We start from the raw sequence: 16,695 nt of genomic DNA, 5'->3' as shown, positions 1-16,695 counted from the left end.
CGTTCGGGGCTTTCGAGCATGGGGATCTGCCAGGCAGTTCGGCAGCACCCGGGGGGTCCGCAACTGCGACGGCCGTAGGCTGTGACGGCGCGGGGTTCCATGCAAGGCACCGGGCTTGCCCGGACATAAGAAAAGCGGTTCACAACAAAAACAGGGACTAATAATGAGTCAAACACTACTGTCCATACTGGCCTTCGTGCCGCTGGTGCTGGCGGGTGTCCTGCTGATCGGCTTTCGTTGGCCGGCCAAGTACGCGATGCCGCTGGTTTTCGTCCTCACTGCGCTGATCGGCCTGCTGGCCTGGGACATGACCCTCAACCGGGTCATCGCTTCTACCTTGCAAGGGTTGATCCTCACCGCGGCGATCCTCTGGATCATCTTCGGTGCGATCCTGCTGCTGAACACGCTCAAGCACTCGGGAGGCATCTCGGCGATCCGTCGCGGCTTCTCCGACATCAGCCCCGACCGTCGCGTGCAGGCGCTGATCGTGGCCTGGCTGTTCGGTTGCTTCATCGAAGGGGCCTCCGGCTTCGGTACGCCGGCCGCGGTGGCGGCGCCGTTGCTGGTGGCGCTGGGCTTCCCGGCACTGGCCGCAGTGGTACTGGGCATGATGGTGCAATCCACGCCGGTGTCCTTCGGTGCGGTGGGTACGCCGATTCTGGTCGGTGTCGGCGCGGGTCTGGACAAGACCGGCATCAGCGCGCAGCTGGCGACCGTGGGCAGTAACTGGGACGTGTTCTTCCACCTGATCTTCTCGCGGGTGGCGATCATCCATGCGCTGTGCGGGATTCTCATGCCGCTGATCATGATCAGCATCATGACGCGCTTCTTCGGCCGCAATAAGTCCTGGTCGGAAGGTCTGGTGGTGGCGCCGTTCGCCATCTTCACCGGCCTGAGCTTCGTGATTCCGTATGCCGCTGCCGGCGTGTTCCTTGGACCGGAGTTCCCCTCGATCATCGGCGCGCTGGTCGGTCTGGCCATCGTCGTACCGGCGGCCAAGGCCGGCTTCCTGCTGCCCAAGCAGAGCTGGGATTTCGCTCCGGCCAGTGAATGGCCGACGGAGTGGATGGGCAAGATCGAGATGAAGATCGAGGACATCGCCGGCAAGACGCCGATCTCCGTGCCGATGGCCTGGGCGCCGTACCTGCTGCTGGCGGCGTTCCTGGTGATCTCGCGGGTGTTCCCGGACGTCAAGGCGGCATTGATGTCGCTCTCCTTCGGCTGGAAGGACATCCTCGGTGAAGCCGGTGTCTCGGGTACGCTGGAGCCGCTGTACCTGCCCGGTGGCATCCTCTGCATCGTCGTGGCGATCACCTTCTTCCTGCATCGCATGAGCGCGCGCGAGCTGGGTGCGGCGATCAACGAGTCGAGCCGGACGCTGCTCGGCGCGGGCTTCGTGCTGATCTTCACCATTCCGATGGTGCGTATCCTGATCAACTCGGGGGTCAACGGCTCCGACCTGGTGTCGATGCCGGTGGCGATGGCGCAGCTGGTGGCCGACAGCGTGGGTTCGGTGTATCCGTTCTTCGCGCCGGCCGTGGGTGCGCTGGGCGCGTTCATCGCCGGTTCCAACACCGTGTCGAACCTGATGCTCTCGCAGTTCCAGTTCAACACCGCGGGCCTGCTGGGTCTGTCCGGTGCGCTGATGGTGGCGCTGCAGTCGGTGGGCGCGGCGGCGGGCAACATGATCGCCATCCACAACGTGGTCGCCGCTTCGGCTACCGTGGGCCTGCTCGGGCGCGAAGGCATCACCCTGCGCAAGACGATGCTGCCGACGCTGTACTACCTCGTCCTGGCTGGCAGCATCGGCCTGCTAGGCTTCTACGTACTGGGCATCACCGATCCGCTGGTGGGCGTCGCCCGCTGAGTACGCAGCAACCCTGAGCGACGGGCGGCCTTGGCCGCCCGTTTCGTTCGTGGCATGGCAAGTCCGCGCGTGCTCGTATAGCGTGCGGTTCGATGAATACAGTATCGAGGTCCGGAATGAACAAATGGCAGTGCGTGGTGTGCGGATTCACCTATGACGAAGCGGCCGGATTGCCCGAGGAGGGCATCGCGCCGGGCACCCGCTGGGAAGACGTACCGGAAGACTGGACCTGCCCCGACTGCGGCGTTGGCAAGGTGGATTTCGAGATGGTCGTGGTCGACTGAGCCGCGCTTTGCATTACAACGAGGAGGACAACGTGACAGCACCTATCGTGATCATCGGCACCGGCCTGGCCGGCTACAACCTGGCCCGCGAGCTGCGCAAGCTCGACAGCGCGCCGCCGCTGCTGCTGATCACCAGCGATGACGGTCGATCCTATTCCAAGCCGCTGCTGTCCACCGGCTTCGCGATGGGCAAGGACGCCGACGGCTTGGGCCAGGCCGATGCCGGCGAGATGGCCGAGAAGCTCAATGCCGAAATCCGCACCCATACCCGCGTCACCCGCCTCGAACCCGCGGCGCGCCGCATCTGGATAGGCAACGAGCCGGTGGTCTATCGCGATCTGGTGCTCGCCTGGGGCGCGCAGACCATCCCCGTGCCGGTCGAGGGCGACGCGCAGGACGCGATCTTCCCGATCAACGACCTGCATGATTACCGCCGTTTCCGCACGGCGGCGCAGGGCAAGCGGCGCGTACTGATTCTCGGCGCCGGGCTGATCGGCTGCGAGTTCGCCAACGACCTGCTGACCGGCGGCTATCAGGTCGACGTGGTCGCGCCGAGCACGCAGATCATGCCCGGACTGCTGCCGCTCGAGGCGGCCGCCGCAGTGCAGAGCGGGCTGCAGCAGCTCGGCGCGCGCTTTCGCCTGGGGCCGGTACTGCAACGCCTCGAGCGCACGGACGACGGCCTGCAGGCGCGTCTCTCGGACGGACAGACGCTGAGCTGCGACCTGGTGGTGAGCGCCGTCGGTCTGCGTCCGCGCACCGAACTGGCCGCCGAAGCCGGTCTGCAGGTGGCGCGCGGCGTCGTCGTCGATCGTCTGCTGCAGACCTCGCAGCCGCACATCTACGCACTGGGCGACTGCGCCGAAGTGGAAGGGCTCAGCCTGCTCTACGTGATGCCGCTGATGAGCGGCGTGCGCGCACTGGCCAGGACGCTGACGGGCACCCCGACGATGGTCAGCTACGGTGCCATGCCGGTCACGGTCAAGACGCCGGTATGCCCGCTGGTGGTCTCGCCGCCGGCCGTTGGTGCCGAAGGCCACTGGTCCGTGGAGGCCCAGGGCGCCGACGTGCGTGCACGCTATCTGGCGCCCTCCGGCCAGCTGCTCGGCTATGCTCTGACAGGCGCGGCAACGCAGGAGCGGATGGCGCTGAATCGGCAGCTTCCGCCGGTATTGGCGGAACTGCCGCAAGTTCTGTCGCTAAAGGCCTGAGCCGGGATCGGACTTGAGTCGTAGAAGACTGGCGCAGGTGCTAGCAGCATGCCATTCTCGACGCGTCTGCCCGGTCTAGAGCCGTCGCAGCGCCTTAGAACGCTGTTCCTCGGAGCAGCAGGACACAACAACAACAAAGTCTCAGAGGCTTCCAATGCGCAAACCGGAACTCGCCGCAGCCATCGCCGAGAAGGCCGACCTTTCCAGGGATCAGGCCAATCGTGTACTCAACGCCGTGCTCGATGAAATCACCAATGCGCTGCACCGCAAGGACAGCGTGACCCTGGTCGGCTTCGGCACCTTCGTACCACGCCATCGCGGCGCCCGCACCGGCAAGAACCCGCAGACCGGCGAGCCGGTCACCATCAAGGCCAGCAACACCGTGGCATTCAAGCCCGGCAAGATGCTCAAGGATGCCGTCAGCTGACGTGCGCTACCCGGAGCCCCAGCGGCTCCGGGTCAACTGACCGCCCGGTCGCTCAGCGACCCCGCCGAACCCGCACTTTCGCCCGCTAATCCAGCCTCTACAATGCGGCCTTTTCCTCGTATCGGTCGGACGTCACCATGAAATTCCGTTTCCTGCTTTGGATGCTGGGCCGCCTGATGGCCAAGGCCAGCCGTACCAACCCCGAGTTCCAGCAGCAGCTGGGCGACAAGGACCTGACCTTCCAGCTGCATACCCTCGACGGCAAGGTGGCGCGGCATTTCGTCGTGCGCGACCAGCGCGTCACCAGCAAAAGCGGCCCGGCGAGCGAGCCGGCGTTTTCCCTGGGCTTCAGGGATGCGGTCTATGGGTTCGAGACCATGACGGCGAAGAACAAGCAGCTGGCGTTCATGCAGGGGATTCAGGACAAGAACATCCAGATTCAGGGGAATCCGGCGCTGGTGATGTGGTTTCAGGGGCTGACCAAATACCTGAAGCCTCGTAAGAAGAAGTGACCCTGCCGCGTCACCTGCTCGTATCCAGCCAAGAACCGTAGGGTGGAAAACCGCGTAGCGTTTTCCACCTCGTAGGGGCGTCCGTGCGTACGATCGAGGCACAGGCTCCAGCGTTCGCCGATAAGTCGGTCCGTAGGACTATGCCCCGTCCTGCTCCCGCCAAATCCTCGCCTCTTCCTTCAACCAATCGCGAAACGCCACCAGCCCCGCCGACTCCACCTTGCGCTCCGGAATCATCAGGTAATACGCCCGCGCCTCGCTGCGATAGGCATGCGGATGCGTCGGCACCAACCGCCCCTCGGCCAGCTCGCGCTGGATCAGGAACGGCGGAATCAGCGCCACGCCCATGCCATGCTCCGCCGCCTGCGCCAGCATGGAAAACAGCTCCAGCCGCGGGCCGGTCATGTCGCGGGCGACCTTGAGCCCCAGCGAATCGAACCACTGCCGCCACGCATAGGGCCGCGTGGTCTGCTGCAGCAGCGGCATTGCCGCCAGGCGTTCGGCATCTAGCGGCTGGCCGTCTCGCAACAGCGCCGGACTGCACACCGGCTGCAGGTCCTCGGGCATCAGGTAGTGCGCCTCGGTGCCGGACCAGTCGCCGTCGCCAAAATAGATCGCGGCGTCGAAATCGGTATCGGCGAACAGGAACGGGCGGGTGCGATTGGTCAGGTTGACGGTGATCTGCGGGTGCAGCGCCTGGAAACGCGGCAAGCGCGGCAGCAGCCACTGGGTGCCGAAGGTCGGCACCAGCGCCAGCTCCAGGGTCTGCGTACCCTGCTGGCCCATCACCGAGAGGGTGTCGCGCTCCACCGCATCCAGCTGCGCGGCGATGCGCCGGGCGTAGGATAGCCCCGCCTCGGTCAGCTTCACGCCGCGTCGCGAACGACGGAACAGTTCCAGGCCGAGAAAGGCTTCTAGTCCGCCGATCTGCCGGCACACGGCGCCCTGGGTCAGAGCCAGTTCCTCGGCGGCGCGGGTAAAGCTCTCGTGCCGCGCGGCCGCCTCGAAGGCGATCAGGGCAGCAGTGCTGGGAATCTTTCGGCGCATCGTGCGGGCGGCTCACTCAAGTCGATCAGAAAAGTCCTTCTACCTTATCTAGTTGTGAGCAAATCGCACAGATGGGTGCGAATTTCTCGTTTGCAGCGGCGCGGGATGCTTCCTAGCATCGACTCATCCGAATCCGCACGACCGCACAAGAGGAAGAACGATGGCCGGCTCCGCACGCTTCAACTGGATCGACCCGCTGCTGCTCGACCAGCAGCTCACCGAGGAAGAGCGAATGGTGCGTGACAGCGCCGCGCAGTTCGCCGCCGACAAGCTGGCGCCGCGCGTGCTGGAAGCCTTCCGCCATGAGCGCACCGATCCGGCGATCTTCCGCGAGATGGGCGAGACCGGCCTGCTCGGCGCGACCATTCCCGAAGCCTACGGCGGCAGCGGGCTGAACTACGTGTGCTACGGCCTGATCGCCCGCGAAGTTGAGCGCATCGATTCCGGCTACCGCTCGATGATGAGCGTGCAGTCCTCGCTGGTGATGGTGCCGATCTTCGAATTCGGCAACGAGGCGACCAAACAGAAGTACCTGCCCAAACTGGCCAGCGGCGAATACATCGGCTGCTTCGGCCTGACCGAGCCTAATCACGGCTCCGACCCGGGCTCGATGGTCACCCGGGCGAAGAAGGTCGACGGTGGCTACCGCCTTTCCGGCAGCAAGATGTGGATCACCAACAGCCCGATCGCCGACGTGTTCGTGGTCTGGGCCAAGGACGATGCCGGCGAGATCCGCGGCTTCGTGCTGGAGAAGGGCTGGGAAGGCCTGTCCGCGCCGGCGATCCACGGCAAGGTCGGCCTGCGCGCCTCGATCACCGGCGAGATCGTCATGGACAACGTGTTCTGCCCGGAAGAGAACGCCTTCCCCGACGTGCGCGGGCTGAAAGGGCCGTTCACCTGCCTGAACAGTGCGCGCTACGGCATCAGCTGGGGCGCACTGGGCGCCGCCGAGTTCTGCTGGCACACCGCGCGCCAGTATGTGCTCGACCGCCAGCAGTTCGGTCGCCCGTTGGCCGCCAATCAGCTGATCCAGAAGAAGCTCGCCGACATGCAGACCGAGATCACCCTGGCCCTGCAGGGCTGCCTGCGCCTCGGCCGGATGAAGGATGAAGGCAGCGCGGCGGTGGAGATCACCTCGATCATGAAGCGCAACAGCTGCGGCAAGGCGCTGGACGTCGCGCGCCTGGCCCGCGACATGCTCGGCGGCAACGGCATCAGCGACGAGTTCGGCGTGGCCCGGCACCTGGTCAACCTCGAGGTGGTGAACACCTATGAGGGCACCCATGACGTGCACGCGCTGATCCTCGGCCGCGCGCAGACCGGTATCCAGGCGTTCTTCTGACGGATCGTAGGGTGGAAAACCGCCAGCGTTTTCCACCCCCCGGTCCCGTATCCACCGGTGGAAAACGCCTGCGGCCGTTTTCCACCCTACGCATGAAGGAAATCGCAATGTCCGGCGCTCTGTCCCATCTGCGCGTGCTCGACCTGTCCCGCGTGCTCGCCGGACCCTGGTGCGGACAGGTCCTCGGTGATCTCGGCGCCGAGGTGATCAAGGTCGAGCGCCCGGGAACCGGCGACGATACCCGCCATTGGGGCCCGCCCTATCTCAAGGACCAGCACGGCGAGAACACCTCGGAGGCGGCCTATTACCTGAGCGCCAACCGCAACAAGCAATCGCTGACCGTCGACTTCACCCAGCCCGAGGGCCAGCGCATCATCCGCGAACTGGTGATGCAGAGCGACGTGCTGCTGGAGAACTTCAAGGTCGGCGGGCTGGCCGCCTACGGGCTGGACTACGCCAGCCTGAGCGCCATCAATCCGCGGCTGATCTATTGCTCGATCACCGGCTTCGGCCAGGACGGGCCTTACGCCACACGTGCCGGCTACGACTTCATGATCCAGGGCCTCGGCGGGCTGATGAGCCTGACCGGGCGCAGCGATGCGGAGGAGGGCGCCGGGCCGGTCAAGGTCGGCGTGGCGCTGACCGACATCCTCACCGGCTTGTACGCCACCGTCGGCGTGCTCGCCGCGCTGGCGCACCGCGAGCGGACCGGCGAAGGCCAGCACATCGACACCGCACTGCTCGACGTGCAGGTCGCCTGCCTCGGCAACCAGGCGCTCAACTACCTCACCACCGGCGTGGCGCCCAAGCGCATGGGCAATGCCCACCCGAACATCGTGCCGTATCAGGATTTCCCCACTGCCGATGGCGATTTCATCCTCACCGTGGGTAACGACGGGCAGTTCCGCAAGTTCTGCGAAGTGGCCGGGCGGCCGGAATGGGCGGACGATCCGCGTTTTGCCAGCAACCGTGCGCGGGTTGCCCATCGCGCCGAACTGATTCCACTGATCCGCCAGGTCACGGTGTTCCACACCACGGCCGAATGGGTCAGCAGGCTGGAACAGGCCGGCGTGCCCTGCGGGCCGATCAACGATCTGGCGCAGGTGTTCGCCGACCCGCAGGTGCAGCATCGCGGCCTTCGGGTCGAGATGCCGCATCCGCGGGCCGGCCGCGTGCCGCAGGTGGCCAGCCCGCTGCGCCTGTCGGCCTCGCCGGTCAGCTATCGCCGGCCGCCGCCCTTGCTCGGCGAGCACAGCGCGGCGCTGCTCGAACGGCTGCTGCAGCTGCAGCCAGCGCAGATCGGCGCTCTGCGCGATGCCGGTGTAATCTAGCGTCGCAGGCGCGGGCGGCACGGCTGAACTCTGCCGGCGCTTGGCTATTCTTACTCAGTACCTCGAATTGAATGGATGAGCGAATCATGCGGACGCAGCGCTTTGGCTTTCCCTGGCAACTGCTGGTGGTGTTTCTTTTCTCCGGGCTGCTCAGCGGCTGCGGCATCAACAACATTCCGCAGTACGACGAGCAGGTGAAATCTGCCTGGGCGCAGGTGGAGAACCAGTACCAGCGCCGTGCCGACCTGATCCCCAATCTGGTGGAGACGGTCAAGGGCTTTGCCCGCCAGGAGCAGGAAACCCTGACGGCGGTGATTGAGGCGCGGGCCAAGGCCACCTCGATACAGGTAGACGCCAGCACCCTGGACAACCCCGAGCAGTTGCAGCAGTTCCAGCAGGCGCAGAACCAGCTGACCGGCGCGCTGAGCCGCCTGATGGTGGTGTCCGAGCGCTATCCGGAGCTGAAATCCAACCAGAACTTCCTCGCCCTGCAGTCGCAGCTCGAAGGCACCGAGAACCGCATCGCCGTGGCACGGCGTGACTTCATCGCCGCGGTGGAGCGCTACAACACCGAGATTCGCACCTTCCCCGGGCGCATCTGGCACACGCTGATGTATAGCGACATGCCGATCCGCGAGACCTTCGAGGCCACCGCCCAGAACGCCGAGCAGGCGCCGCAAGTGAAATTCCAGTGAGATTCGCGCCGGCTCTGCTGCTCGGCCTGCTGTTCTGGGCGGCGGGCGTCGCCGCGCAGCAGCTGGCGTTACCGGCGCTGAGCGGTCGGGTGGTGGATGGCGCCGAGCTGCTCGACCCTGCGACCGAGGCGCGCCTGACCAGCATGCTCGCCGCGCATGAGCAGGCCACCACCGAGCAGCTGGTGGTCGTGACCGTACCGGATCTGCAGGGCCGCAGCATCGAGGAATTCGGCGTTGCGCTGGGCCGCGCCTGGGGCATCGGTCAGCGCGGCGAGGATAACGGCGCGCTGCTGATCGTGGCGCGCGATGAGCGACGTGTGCGCATCGAGGTTGGCTACGGCCTGGAAGGGCGGCTGACCGATGCGCAGTCTTCGCTGATCATCAACGGCATCATCGTGCCGGCCTTTCGCGAGGGCGATTTTGCCCGAGGCATCAGCGCGGGCGCCGAGGCGATGATCCAGGTGCTCGGCGGCGATCCGCTGCAAAGCGCGGCGCTGCGCCCGGCGATGCCGATGGGCTCGCAGGAGCCGGGAGGCCTGGGCATCCTCGGTTTCTTCCTGATGCTGGTGGCGATCTTCCTCGTTGGTGGCGGTCGTGGCGGGCGCGGTGGTCGCCGCGCGCTGCTGCTTGGCGCGTTGCTGGGCGGTATGGGCCGTGGCGGCGGGGGCGGCTTTGGCGGCGGCGGGGGCTTTGGCGGAGGAGGCGGCGGCTTCGGCGGCGGTGGTGCCTCCGGTGGCTGGTAATCGAACGATGGACGCGCAATGACCTTACTGAGCGAGAGCGAGCTGCAACAGGTGGCCGCGGCAATCGAGCGCATCGAGCGCGACACCGATGCCGAGGTGGTGACCGTGCTGGCCGCGCAGGCCGACGACTACCGCTACATTCCGCTGCTCTGGGCCAGCGTGATTGCGTTGCTGCTGCCCGGCGCGCTGCTGTTCTTCGGCGGCTGGCTGAGTGCCTGGCAGCAGCTGCTGGCGCAATGGGCGACGTTCCTCGTGCTGGCCGTGGCGTTCCGCGCGCCGGCGCTGACCAGTCGGCTGATACCGCGCGCGGTGCGCAACTGGCGGGCCTGCAATCTGGCGCGGCGGCAGTTCATCGAGCTGAACCTGCATCACACCGAGGCCGATACCGGCGTGCTGATCTTCGTCAGCGAGGCGGAGCGCTATGTGGAGATCCTCGTCGACCGCGGCATCGCCAGCCGTATCGACAATGCTGCCTGGGAGACGATCGTCGCCGCCTTCACCGAACGGGTGAAGCAGGGCCGGGTGCTCGAGGGTTTCCTCGGCTGCATCGAGTCGGCCGGCGCGCTGCTGGCACAGCATGTGCCGGCCACCCATGCGCGCAACGAGCTGCCCAATCGGCTGGTGGTGCTGGACTAGCGGCGTTCGAGGGGGGGGGCGCCGCAGCCTTTGTCGCGATGGGCAAGGCTGCGCCGTTGCCCACCCTACGACCCGGCACAGGTTGCGTAGGGTGGAAAACGCGCGCAGCGCTTTTCCACCGAACCCGTTCCCGAGGTGAGCCTCGCGCCGGCCTCAGGCCATCCCCGGCCCGTCGTCGCACGGCTTGTCCTGCAGCGCAGGCGACAGCTCGAAATGCTCGGCATGTTCCAGCGTGCTGGCGGCGACGCGATCGAGGTTGCCGATCTGGGCGCCGATGCTGCTGATGCTGGCGTCGCGGTGATGGGCGGGCAGCCGCTCGATGGCCGCCAGCACCTCTTCGCCGGGCACGGTTTCGCTGGCGAGCAGCCGTGCGGACACCTCGTCCAGCGCCGGCCGCAGCCGCTGCAGCAGCGCCTGGCAGTCACGTTCGAGCTGGCGGAGTAGGTCGTCGGCGGCGCGAATGGCGTCGCCGGAGTCGAACTCGATGTGCGCATCACGCACCGCCTGCAGGCTGAGCAGCGAGCCTTTCGGTCCCATGCCCAAGGCGCCGACCATCGACAGGGCGATCTTCGAGGCCTCCTGCAGGTCCTGCCCGGCACCGGACGAGACCTCATGGAAGTACAGCTGCTCGGCGCAGCGCCCGGCCAGCAGCATCTGAATGCGCGCGCGCAGCTCGGACTCCATGTGCAGGCGCTTGTCCTCCACCGGCGTCACCAGGGTCACGCCCAGCGCCTGGCCGCGCGGCAGGATGGTGACCTTCTCCACCCGGCCAACCTTGAGTTCGGCCGCCACCAGCGCGTGGCCGGCCTCGTGCACGGCGATGCGCTTGCGGTCGGTCGGCGACATCGGCGTCACGCCCGACGGCTGCTCGCCGATGCGGCAGGTTTCGACGGCATCGACGAAGTGGCCCATGTCGACCTGCGTGGCGCCCGTGCGGGCCGCCAGCAGGGCGGCATGGTTGACGATGTAGGCGATGGCCGCTGGCGTCAGCCCGACGCTGTTGCGTGCCAGCTGCGGGAAGTCCAGATCGTCGGCAGCGCTGATCCGCCCGGCGTACAGGCGGAACAGCGCTTCGCGGTCGTCCAGCCCCGGTAGACCGACGGCGATGGAGCGGTCGAAACGGCCCTCGCGCACCAGCGCCGGATCGAGCGAGTTGGGAAAATTGGTCGCGCCCAGCACCAGCACGCCGCTGGCGCCGTCAAAGCCGTCCAGTTCGGCGAGGAACTGGTTGATGATGCGGTTGCTCTCGGCATCGCTGGAGCGCTGCTGCTCGGCGCGCTTGCCGATGCCGTCGATCTCGTCGATGAAGATGATGCACGGCGCCTGCTTGCGCGCGGTGCGAAACAGCGCCTTGACCTTCTGGATGCCGACGCCGAAGTACATCGAGGAAAAGTCGCTGCCGGTCACCTGGATGAAGCTGGCGTTCGATTCGCTCGCCAGCGCCTTGGCCAGCTGGGTCTTGCCGGTGCCGGGCTCGCCGGTCAGCAGTACGCCCTTGGGCGGACGCGCACCGAGGCGTGCGTAAGCGGCCGGGTCGCGCAGGTAGGCGGTGACATCGGCCAGCGCCTGCTTGGCCTCCGCGGCGCCGATGACATCGGCGAAGGTCACGCCGCTGCCCTTGCGCTGCACCTCGAAGCCGCGGGTCTTGAGAATGAAGAACAGCGCGCCGCCGAGCAGCAGCAGGACCATGGGCGAGTATGGCAGCAGCGACAGGTAGAACGGCTTGTCCGCCGCGGTCTCGAACAGCGTCAACGGAAACAGCTCGCCGCTGCTGGCGTAGTGGTCGAGCAGCAGTGCGGTGACCTGCCCGGACTGCTCCGGCACCCAGTAGCGCTGGCCGTCGCGAGCGCTGATGTAAACCGCGTCGGCGCCCAGTGCGGCGCTGGCGACGGCGCCGCCGCGCAGGTCGGCGAGCAGACGGGAGAGGTCGCCGCGATGGGCGTCCCAGCTGTCGCGCGAGGTTTGCAGCTCGGCCAGCATAGCAGCGGCAGAGCCGGCGGCCGGCGGTTGCGCGGGCGTGCCGGGGCGAGTCGCCCAGAAGGCCAGCACAGCGAGCAGCAGCAGGGCGAACATGGACAGCGCAAGACCCGGACGGCCCTGGAGCAAACGTGGTTTCTTCATTTCACATCCAATCGGGGCAGGCCCGACGCGTCGATAAAAACACTGCCCGACAGGCAGACCACAGTTTTCTGATGCGGGCGAAACCCGCCGGCGCACAGCACGCTGTGCGTGCGGTCGCTAGCTTATGGATGCTGTTCTGTGCCAGACCGCTGGTCGGTTTTTAATCAACCGCCAGCGGCGAGGATACGGCAAGCGAGGTCGCCCGGACCGTCACACGACGAACGGGTGCCAGGTTTGCGACGAATGACAGGTCGTCGACGGAACCCTTTCGTGCGCGGGGAGCAGGAGCGTATGCGGACCCGAGGCCACTCCGCTTTATGCGATTGCACGCGGCGTTGCGGAATCTTTTGCCGATTTCGACTGCCTTAGTGGTTCGGCTTAATCATTGCCGTTCCGCTAGCTGTCGATTCGAGAGACCGATGAACGATCCGCACCTGAAGCTGTTGCGCTGCCTGGCCGGTTTGCCGGCGCTGTGGTTGGCCTCCGCCGCCGCAACCGACCTGCCCGAGCCCAGCGGGCATGTGGCTCGCGTCGATGGCGCCGCCTATGTCAGCAGTCGCGGCTATACCAATGCCGCTCGGGTCGGCCAGGCGATCATCCCCGGGGTAACGCTGAGCACCGGCGAAGGCGGCGCGCTGGGCGTGATCCTCAGCGACGGCAGCGTGCTGTCGTTCGGTCCGCACAGCGAACTGGTGCTGGACGACTACCGCTTCGCCCCGGCCGAGGATCAGTTGCGACTCGATGCGCGCCTGCAGCGCGGCACGTTGAATCTGCTCGCCGGCGATATTGCCCGTCTGGCACCGGGCGCCATTGCCGTGGATACCCCGGACGGTCGTGTGCGGCTGCACGGCGGCCAGATGCTGCTGAAGGTGGTCGAATGAGGGTCGGCTGGCGTGGCTGGGCCGTGGTGCTGCTGGCGGCGGCGCTCGCCGGTTGCAGCGGACGCTCCTACGTGATGCTGCCTGGCGCCGGCAGCGTGGCGCTCGACGATCAGGAGCCACCGCAGCTGACGCACGCCGGGCAGGGCATGACGCTGGGCGATGCGCGCCCGTTCAGTGTGAGCGCGTTGCGCCGCGAGCGGGATTTCGAGCGGACGCTGGCGGCGCAACCGGCACTGCCGGAACGCCACATGCTCCAACTACGCGCCGACGGTCAACCCGACGCCGCCGCCGAGGCGATCGTGCAGCAGGTACTGGAAGCCGTACGGCGTCGTGATTACCCGGTGGTTACGGTGATCGGCCACACCGATACGCTCGGTGCCGAGGCGGCCAATGTGCGGGTCGGTCTGCGTCGCGCGCAGGCGGTTGCCGAGCTTTTGAAGGCCCGAGGGCTGGAGACGATGGAGTTGCGGGTGACCAGTCACGGCGAGCGCAATCTGCTGGTGGCGACGCCGGATGCGACCGCCGAGCCGCGCAATCGACGGGTCGAGGTGCTGATTCGCTGAGCGCGGTCCGCGCTGAGGGAAGGAGGCGCACCGGCTGGCGGTGCGCCAAGCAGGTCAGTCGATGACCAGGATCGCGTCCATTTCCACTTGCGACCCTTTCGGCAGCGCAGCAATGCCGATGGCGGCGCGCGCCGGATAAGGCTGCTGGAAGTAACGGCCCATTACCTCGTTGACGGTCGCGAAGTTGCCCAGATCAGTGAGGAAGATGTTGAGCTTGACGACATCCTTCAGCGAACCGCCAGCGGCTTCGGCCACGGCCTTGAGGTTCTCGAAAACCTGCACGGCCTGGGCTTCGAAGCCCTCGACCAGTTCCATTGTCTTGGGGTCCAGCGGAATCTGGCCGGACAGGTAAACGGTATTGCCGGCCTTGATCGCCTGGGAGTAGGTGCCGATGGCAGCGGGGGCCTTGTCGGTGTTGATGACGGTCTTGCTCATGGAAACTCCTCTGCGGAATTGGCAATTGGCCGGTCAGCATAATGACTTGTGACAACCGCAGCCACCGTCGGCGATAAGGTGCGAGGTGGCGGCCCCGTTGTCTTGCGGGGCGAAATTCAGGCCCTGAGTCGCGTGATCCGGGTGACACCCTTGATCGCACGCAGCTTCTTGATCACCCGTGCGAGGTGCACGCGATCATGCACGCTGACCACCAGCTGGACCACGCTGACACGCCCGTCACGCTCGTCCATGCCGATCTTCTCGATGTTGCCGTCGGCGGCGTTGACGCTGCCGGCGAGCAGGGCGATCAGGCCGCGCTGGTGCTCCAGCTCGATCCGCAGCTCGACGTTGAATTCGCCGGTGACGTCCTTAGCCCACGACAGCTGGATGCATTTGTCCGGGTTGTGACGGAATTCGGCAATGTTCCGGCAGGTGTCCAGGTGCACCACCATGCCCTTGCCGGCGGACAGGTGGCCGACGATCGGGTCGCCCGGGATCGGCGTGCAGCACTTGGCGTAGCTGAGCACCAGGCCCTCGGTGCCGCGAATCGCCAGCGGGCCTTCGGCGCTGGGCGCCTGCTCGCCGTCGCTGGCCAGCAGGCGTCGGGCGATCACGTAGGCCATGCGATTGCCCAGGCCGATATCCTCGAGCAGGTCCTCGATGAATTCGACGTGGTACTCGGCGAGGACCTGGCGAATGCGTTCGGCGCTGATCTTGTCCAGGCTGGTCTCGAAGCCGGTGAGCGCCTTGTTCAGCAGACGTTCGCCGAGGCTGATGGATTCCGAACGGCGCTGCAGCTTGAGCGCGTGGCGGATGTGCGTGCGTGCCTTGCCGGTGACCACGAAGTTCAGCCAGGCCGGGTTCGGCCGGGCGCCCGGCGCGGTGACGATTTCCACCGTCGAGCCGCTTTCCAGCGCCTGCGACAGCGGCGCCAGGCGACGGTTGACGCGGCAGGCGATGCAGGTGTTGCCGACGTCGGTGTGCACCGCGTAGGCGAAGTCCACCGCGGTGGAGCCCTTGGGCAGCTCCATGATGCGGCCCTTGGGCGTGAAGACGTAGACCTCGTCCGGGAACAGGTCGATCTTCACGCTCTCGATGAATTCCAGCGAGTTGCCGGCGCGCTGCTGCAGTTCCAGCACACCCTTGACCCATTGCCGGGCGCGGGCATGGGTGCCCTTGGGCACGTCGTTCTCGTCGGACTTGTACAGCCAGTGCGCGGCGATGCCGTTATTGGCCATCTCCTCCATTTCGCGGGTGCGGATCTGGATTTCGATGGGCACGCCGTGCATGCCGAACAGCGTGGTGTGCAGCGACTGATAGCCGTTGGCCTTGGGAATCGCGATGTAATCCTTGAAACGACCGGGCAGCGGCTTGTACAGGCTGTGCACGGCGCCGAGCACGCGGTAGCAGGTATCGACCTTGTCGACCACGATGCGGAAGGCATAGACGTCCATGATCTCGTTGAACGCCTTGCGCTTGCCGCGCATCTTCTTGTAGATGCTGAACAGGTGCTTCTCGCGGCCCACCACCTCGCCTTCCAGGCCGTCGCGCGCGAGGCAGTGAATCAATGACTGCTCGATCTTTTCGACGATCTCGTTGCGGTTGCCGCGGGCACGCCGCACCGCGACGCGGATGCGCTCGGAGCGCATCGGGTGCATGGCCTTGAAGCCGAGGTCCTCGAACTCCACTCGCATCGAGTGCATGCCCAGGCGGTTGGCGATGGGCGCGTAGATTTCCAGGGTTTCCTTGGCGATGCGCCGGCGTTTCTCGCCGGCCAGTACTTCCAGCGTGCGCATGTTGTGCAGGCGATCGGCGAGCTTGACCAGGATCACGCGGATGTCGCGCGCCATGGCCATCGCCATCTTCTGGAAGTTCTCGGCCTGCGCTTCAGCCTTGGTCTCGAAGTTCATCTGGGTCAGCTTGCTGACCCCGTCGACCAGTTCGGCGACGGTTTCGCCGAACTGCGCAACCAGCGCTTCCTTGGGAATGCCGGTGTCCTCGATGACGTCATGCAGCATCGCAGCCATCAGGCTCTGATGGTCCATGTGCATGTCGGCGAGGATGTTGGCTACCGCGAGGGGGTGGGTGACGTAGGCTTCACCGCTGCGCCGGCGCTGCCCGTCGTGGGCCTGCTCGGCGTAGAAGTAGGCGCGGCGAACTAGGTTGACCTGGTCCGGGCCGAGGTAGGTCGACAGGCGATCGGCAAGGGTATCTATGGCTGGCAAGGCTGTGCTCCTTGCCGGCGCGATGTAGGCTCGGCGGTTCGACTTCGACCTGGCATTTAATCAGATGGCCTCGTTGGGCTCTTCCTCATACTGGATGAAGAGCGGTTCGTCGTCGACGATTTCATCCTGTGCAATGACATCGTAGTCGACCAGACCGGAAGCGATCTCGCGCAGGGCGACGACGGTCGGCTTGTCGTTTTCCCAGGCCACCTTCGGCTCTTTGCCGCCGGTCGCCAGCTGGCGCGAACGCTTGGTGGCCAGCATGACCAGCTCGAAGCGGTTATCGACGTTGTCCAGGCAATCTTCAACGGTAACGCGGGCCATGGTGTTCCTCGTGTGCAATAGCGGTATAGCGGGCCCGGATGGGCGAGCGGA

The 16,695-nt window shown here is 66.2% G+C and carries 17 protein-coding genes; 12 read left to right on the top strand and 5 right to left on the bottom strand.

All coding sequences use genetic code 11. The features are described 5' to 3' along the window. Window positions 1-163 precede the first annotated feature (163 nt). From AC0ZJQ_RS17055 to AC0ZJQ_RS17035, 5 genes are all read left to right on the top strand, one after another. Window positions 164-1,867, top strand: a complete 1,704-nt coding sequence (locus tag AC0ZJQ_RS17055) for an L-lactate permease (protein WP_476476984.1) — start codon at window positions 164-166, stop codon at window positions 1,865-1,867. 116 nt (window positions 1,868-1,983) lie between these two features. Then, window positions 1,984-2,151: a rubredoxin gene (locus tag AC0ZJQ_RS17050; protein WP_476476983.1), complete on the top strand. Its 168-nt coding sequence runs from the start codon at window positions 1,984-1,986 to the stop codon at window positions 2,149-2,151. Window positions 2,152-2,183: 32 nt separating this feature from the next. Next, window positions 2,184-3,362: an FAD-dependent oxidoreductase gene (locus AC0ZJQ_RS17045; RefSeq protein ID WP_476476982.1), complete on the top strand. Its 1,179-nt coding sequence runs from the start codon at window positions 2,184-2,186 to the stop codon at window positions 3,360-3,362. Window positions 3,363-3,516: 154 nt separating this feature from the next. Further along, on the top strand, window positions 3,517-3,789 hold the full coding sequence (locus AC0ZJQ_RS17040) for an HU family DNA-binding protein (protein WP_043299591.1): 273 nt from the start codon (window positions 3,517-3,519) through the stop codon (window positions 3,787-3,789). Window positions 3,790-3,926: 137 nt separating this feature from the next. Next, window positions 3,927-4,301: a hypothetical protein gene (locus tag AC0ZJQ_RS17035; RefSeq protein ID WP_003286587.1), complete on the top strand. Its 375-nt coding sequence runs from the start codon at window positions 3,927-3,929 to the stop codon at window positions 4,299-4,301. Window positions 4,302-4,439: 138 nt separating this feature from the next. On the opposite strand, the gene AC0ZJQ_RS17030 is transcribed toward AC0ZJQ_RS17035, so the two are convergent. Next, entirely contained in the window at window positions 4,440-5,348 is a 909-nt protein-coding gene (locus tag AC0ZJQ_RS17030; RefSeq protein WP_008569596.1) for a LysR family transcriptional regulator, read from the bottom strand. Between the two features lie 160 nt (window positions 5,349-5,508). On the opposite strand from AC0ZJQ_RS17030, the gene AC0ZJQ_RS17025 reads away from it, so the two are divergent. The 5 genes from AC0ZJQ_RS17025 (at window position 5,509) to AC0ZJQ_RS17005 (ending at window position 10,095) form a co-directional block, all read left to right on the top strand. Continuing rightward, window positions 5,509-6,690, top strand: coding sequence for an acyl-CoA dehydrogenase (locus AC0ZJQ_RS17025; protein ID WP_476476981.1), 1,182 nt, complete (start codon window positions 5,509-5,511; stop codon window positions 6,688-6,690). Between the two features lie 107 nt (window positions 6,691-6,797). After that, window positions 6,798-8,021 carry a CaiB/BaiF CoA transferase family protein gene (locus AC0ZJQ_RS17020; protein ID WP_476476980.1) on the top strand — a complete coding sequence of 408 codons (1,224 nt, stop codon included), beginning with the start codon at window positions 6,798-6,800 and terminating at the stop codon, window positions 8,019-8,021. Window positions 8,022-8,107: 86 nt separating this feature from the next. Beyond that, window positions 8,108-8,716: a LemA family protein gene (locus AC0ZJQ_RS17015; RefSeq protein ID WP_003286581.1), complete on the top strand. Its 609-nt coding sequence runs from the start codon at window positions 8,108-8,110 to the stop codon at window positions 8,714-8,716. Further along, window positions 8,713-9,459: a TPM domain-containing protein gene (locus AC0ZJQ_RS17010; protein WP_237262625.1), complete on the top strand. Its 747-nt coding sequence runs from the start codon at window positions 8,713-8,715 to the stop codon at window positions 9,457-9,459. Before AC0ZJQ_RS17015 ends, AC0ZJQ_RS17010 begins: the two co-directional genes overlap by 4 nt. Window positions 9,460-9,477: 18 nt before the next feature. Beyond that, window positions 9,478-10,095: a TPM domain-containing protein gene (locus tag AC0ZJQ_RS17005; RefSeq protein WP_155550773.1), complete on the top strand. Its 618-nt coding sequence runs from the start codon at window positions 9,478-9,480 to the stop codon at window positions 10,093-10,095. 153 nt (window positions 10,096-10,248) lie between these two features. Here the strand turns inward: AC0ZJQ_RS17005 and AC0ZJQ_RS17000 are convergent, their stop codons facing one another. After that, on the bottom strand, window positions 10,249-12,216 hold the full coding sequence (locus AC0ZJQ_RS17000; RefSeq protein ID WP_476476979.1) for an AAA family ATPase: 1,968 nt from the start codon (window positions 12,214-12,216) through the stop codon (window positions 10,249-10,251). Window positions 12,217-12,635: 419 nt separating this feature from the next. Between AC0ZJQ_RS17000 and AC0ZJQ_RS16995 the strand changes: the two genes are divergently transcribed. Both AC0ZJQ_RS16995 and AC0ZJQ_RS16990 read left to right on the top strand, forming a co-directional pair. Next, entirely contained in the window at window positions 12,636-13,097 is a 462-nt protein-coding gene (locus tag AC0ZJQ_RS16995; protein ID WP_155550771.1) for a FecR domain-containing protein, read from the top strand. Then, window positions 13,094-13,660, top strand: a complete 567-nt coding sequence (locus AC0ZJQ_RS16990) for an OmpA family protein (RefSeq protein ID WP_155550770.1) — start codon at window positions 13,094-13,096, stop codon at window positions 13,658-13,660. The genes AC0ZJQ_RS16995 and AC0ZJQ_RS16990 overlap by 4 nt, the downstream gene beginning before the upstream one ends. 54 nt (window positions 13,661-13,714) lie before the next feature. Here the strand turns inward: AC0ZJQ_RS16990 and AC0ZJQ_RS16985 are convergent, their stop codons facing one another. The 3 genes from AC0ZJQ_RS16985 to rpoZ all read right to left on the bottom strand — a co-directional run bounded on the left by AC0ZJQ_RS16985 (window position 13,715) and on the right by rpoZ (window position 16,644). Further along, on the bottom strand, window positions 13,715-14,095 hold the full coding sequence (locus AC0ZJQ_RS16985) for a RidA family protein (protein WP_043297766.1): 381 nt from the start codon (window positions 14,093-14,095) through the stop codon (window positions 13,715-13,717). 116 nt (window positions 14,096-14,211) lie between these two features. Continuing rightward, window positions 14,212-16,320 (bottom strand): bifunctional GTP diphosphokinase/guanosine-3',5'-bis pyrophosphate 3'-pyrophosphohydrolase, encoded by a 2,109-nt coding sequence (spoT, locus tag AC0ZJQ_RS16980; RefSeq protein ID WP_476476978.1) that lies wholly within the window; start codon window positions 16,318-16,320, stop codon window positions 14,212-14,214. Window positions 16,321-16,380: 60 nt separating this feature from the next. Continuing rightward, on the bottom strand, window positions 16,381-16,644 hold the full coding sequence (gene rpoZ / locus AC0ZJQ_RS16975; protein WP_003286572.1) for a DNA-directed RNA polymerase subunit omega: 264 nt from the start codon (window positions 16,642-16,644) through the stop codon (window positions 16,381-16,383). Window positions 16,645-16,695 lie beyond the last annotated feature (51 nt).

This window comes from Stutzerimonas sp. 21-1 (genome assembly GCF_056336065.1).
The sequence above is the reverse complement of the archived record's forward strand: the minus strand, read 5'-3'. Positions and strand labels throughout refer to the sequence as shown.

Bases quoted from the DNA above. Each gene is read 5' to 3' on its own strand.
- AC0ZJQ_RS17030 (WP_008569596.1), bottom strand. From the start codon at position 5,348: ATGCGCCGAAAGATTCCCAGCACTGCTGCCCTGATCGCCTTCGAGGCG.
- AC0ZJQ_RS17015 (WP_003286581.1), top strand. From the start codon at position 8,108: ATGCGGACGCAGCGCTTTGGCTTTCCCTGGCAACTGCTGGTGGTGTTT.
- AC0ZJQ_RS17005 (WP_155550773.1), top strand. From the start codon at position 9,478: ATGACCTTACTGAGCGAGAGCGAGCTGCAACAGGTGGCCGCGGCAATC.
- AC0ZJQ_RS17050 (WP_476476983.1), top strand. From the start codon at position 1,984: ATGAACAAATGGCAGTGCGTGGTGTGCGGATTCACCTATGACGAAGCG.
- AC0ZJQ_RS16990 (WP_155550770.1), top strand. From the start codon at position 13,094: ATGAGGGTCGGCTGGCGTGGCTGGGCCGTGGTGCTGCTGGCGGCGGCG.
- AC0ZJQ_RS17035 (WP_003286587.1), top strand. From the start codon at position 3,927: ATGAAATTCCGTTTCCTGCTTTGGATGCTGGGCCGCCTGATGGCCAAG.
- AC0ZJQ_RS16995 (WP_155550771.1), top strand. From the start codon at position 12,636: ATGAACGATCCGCACCTGAAGCTGTTGCGCTGCCTGGCCGGTTTGCCG.
- AC0ZJQ_RS16985 (WP_043297766.1), bottom strand. From the start codon at position 14,095: ATGAGCAAGACCGTCATCAACACCGACAAGGCCCCCGCTGCCATCGGC.
- AC0ZJQ_RS17055 (WP_476476984.1), top strand. From the start codon at position 164: ATGAGTCAAACACTACTGTCCATACTGGCCTTCGTGCCGCTGGTGCTG.
- AC0ZJQ_RS17000 (WP_476476979.1), bottom strand. From the start codon at position 12,216: ATGAAGAAACCACGTTTGCTCCAGGGCCGTCCGGGTCTTGCGCTGTCC.
- AC0ZJQ_RS17040 (WP_043299591.1), top strand. From the start codon at position 3,517: ATGCGCAAACCGGAACTCGCCGCAGCCATCGCCGAGAAGGCCGACCTT.
- AC0ZJQ_RS17020 (WP_476476980.1), top strand. From the start codon at position 6,798: ATGTCCGGCGCTCTGTCCCATCTGCGCGTGCTCGACCTGTCCCGCGTG.
- rpoZ (WP_003286572.1), bottom strand. From the start codon at position 16,644: ATGGCCCGCGTTACCGTTGAAGATTGCCTGGACAACGTCGATAACCGC.
- AC0ZJQ_RS17025 (WP_476476981.1), top strand. From the start codon at position 5,509: ATGGCCGGCTCCGCACGCTTCAACTGGATCGACCCGCTGCTGCTCGAC.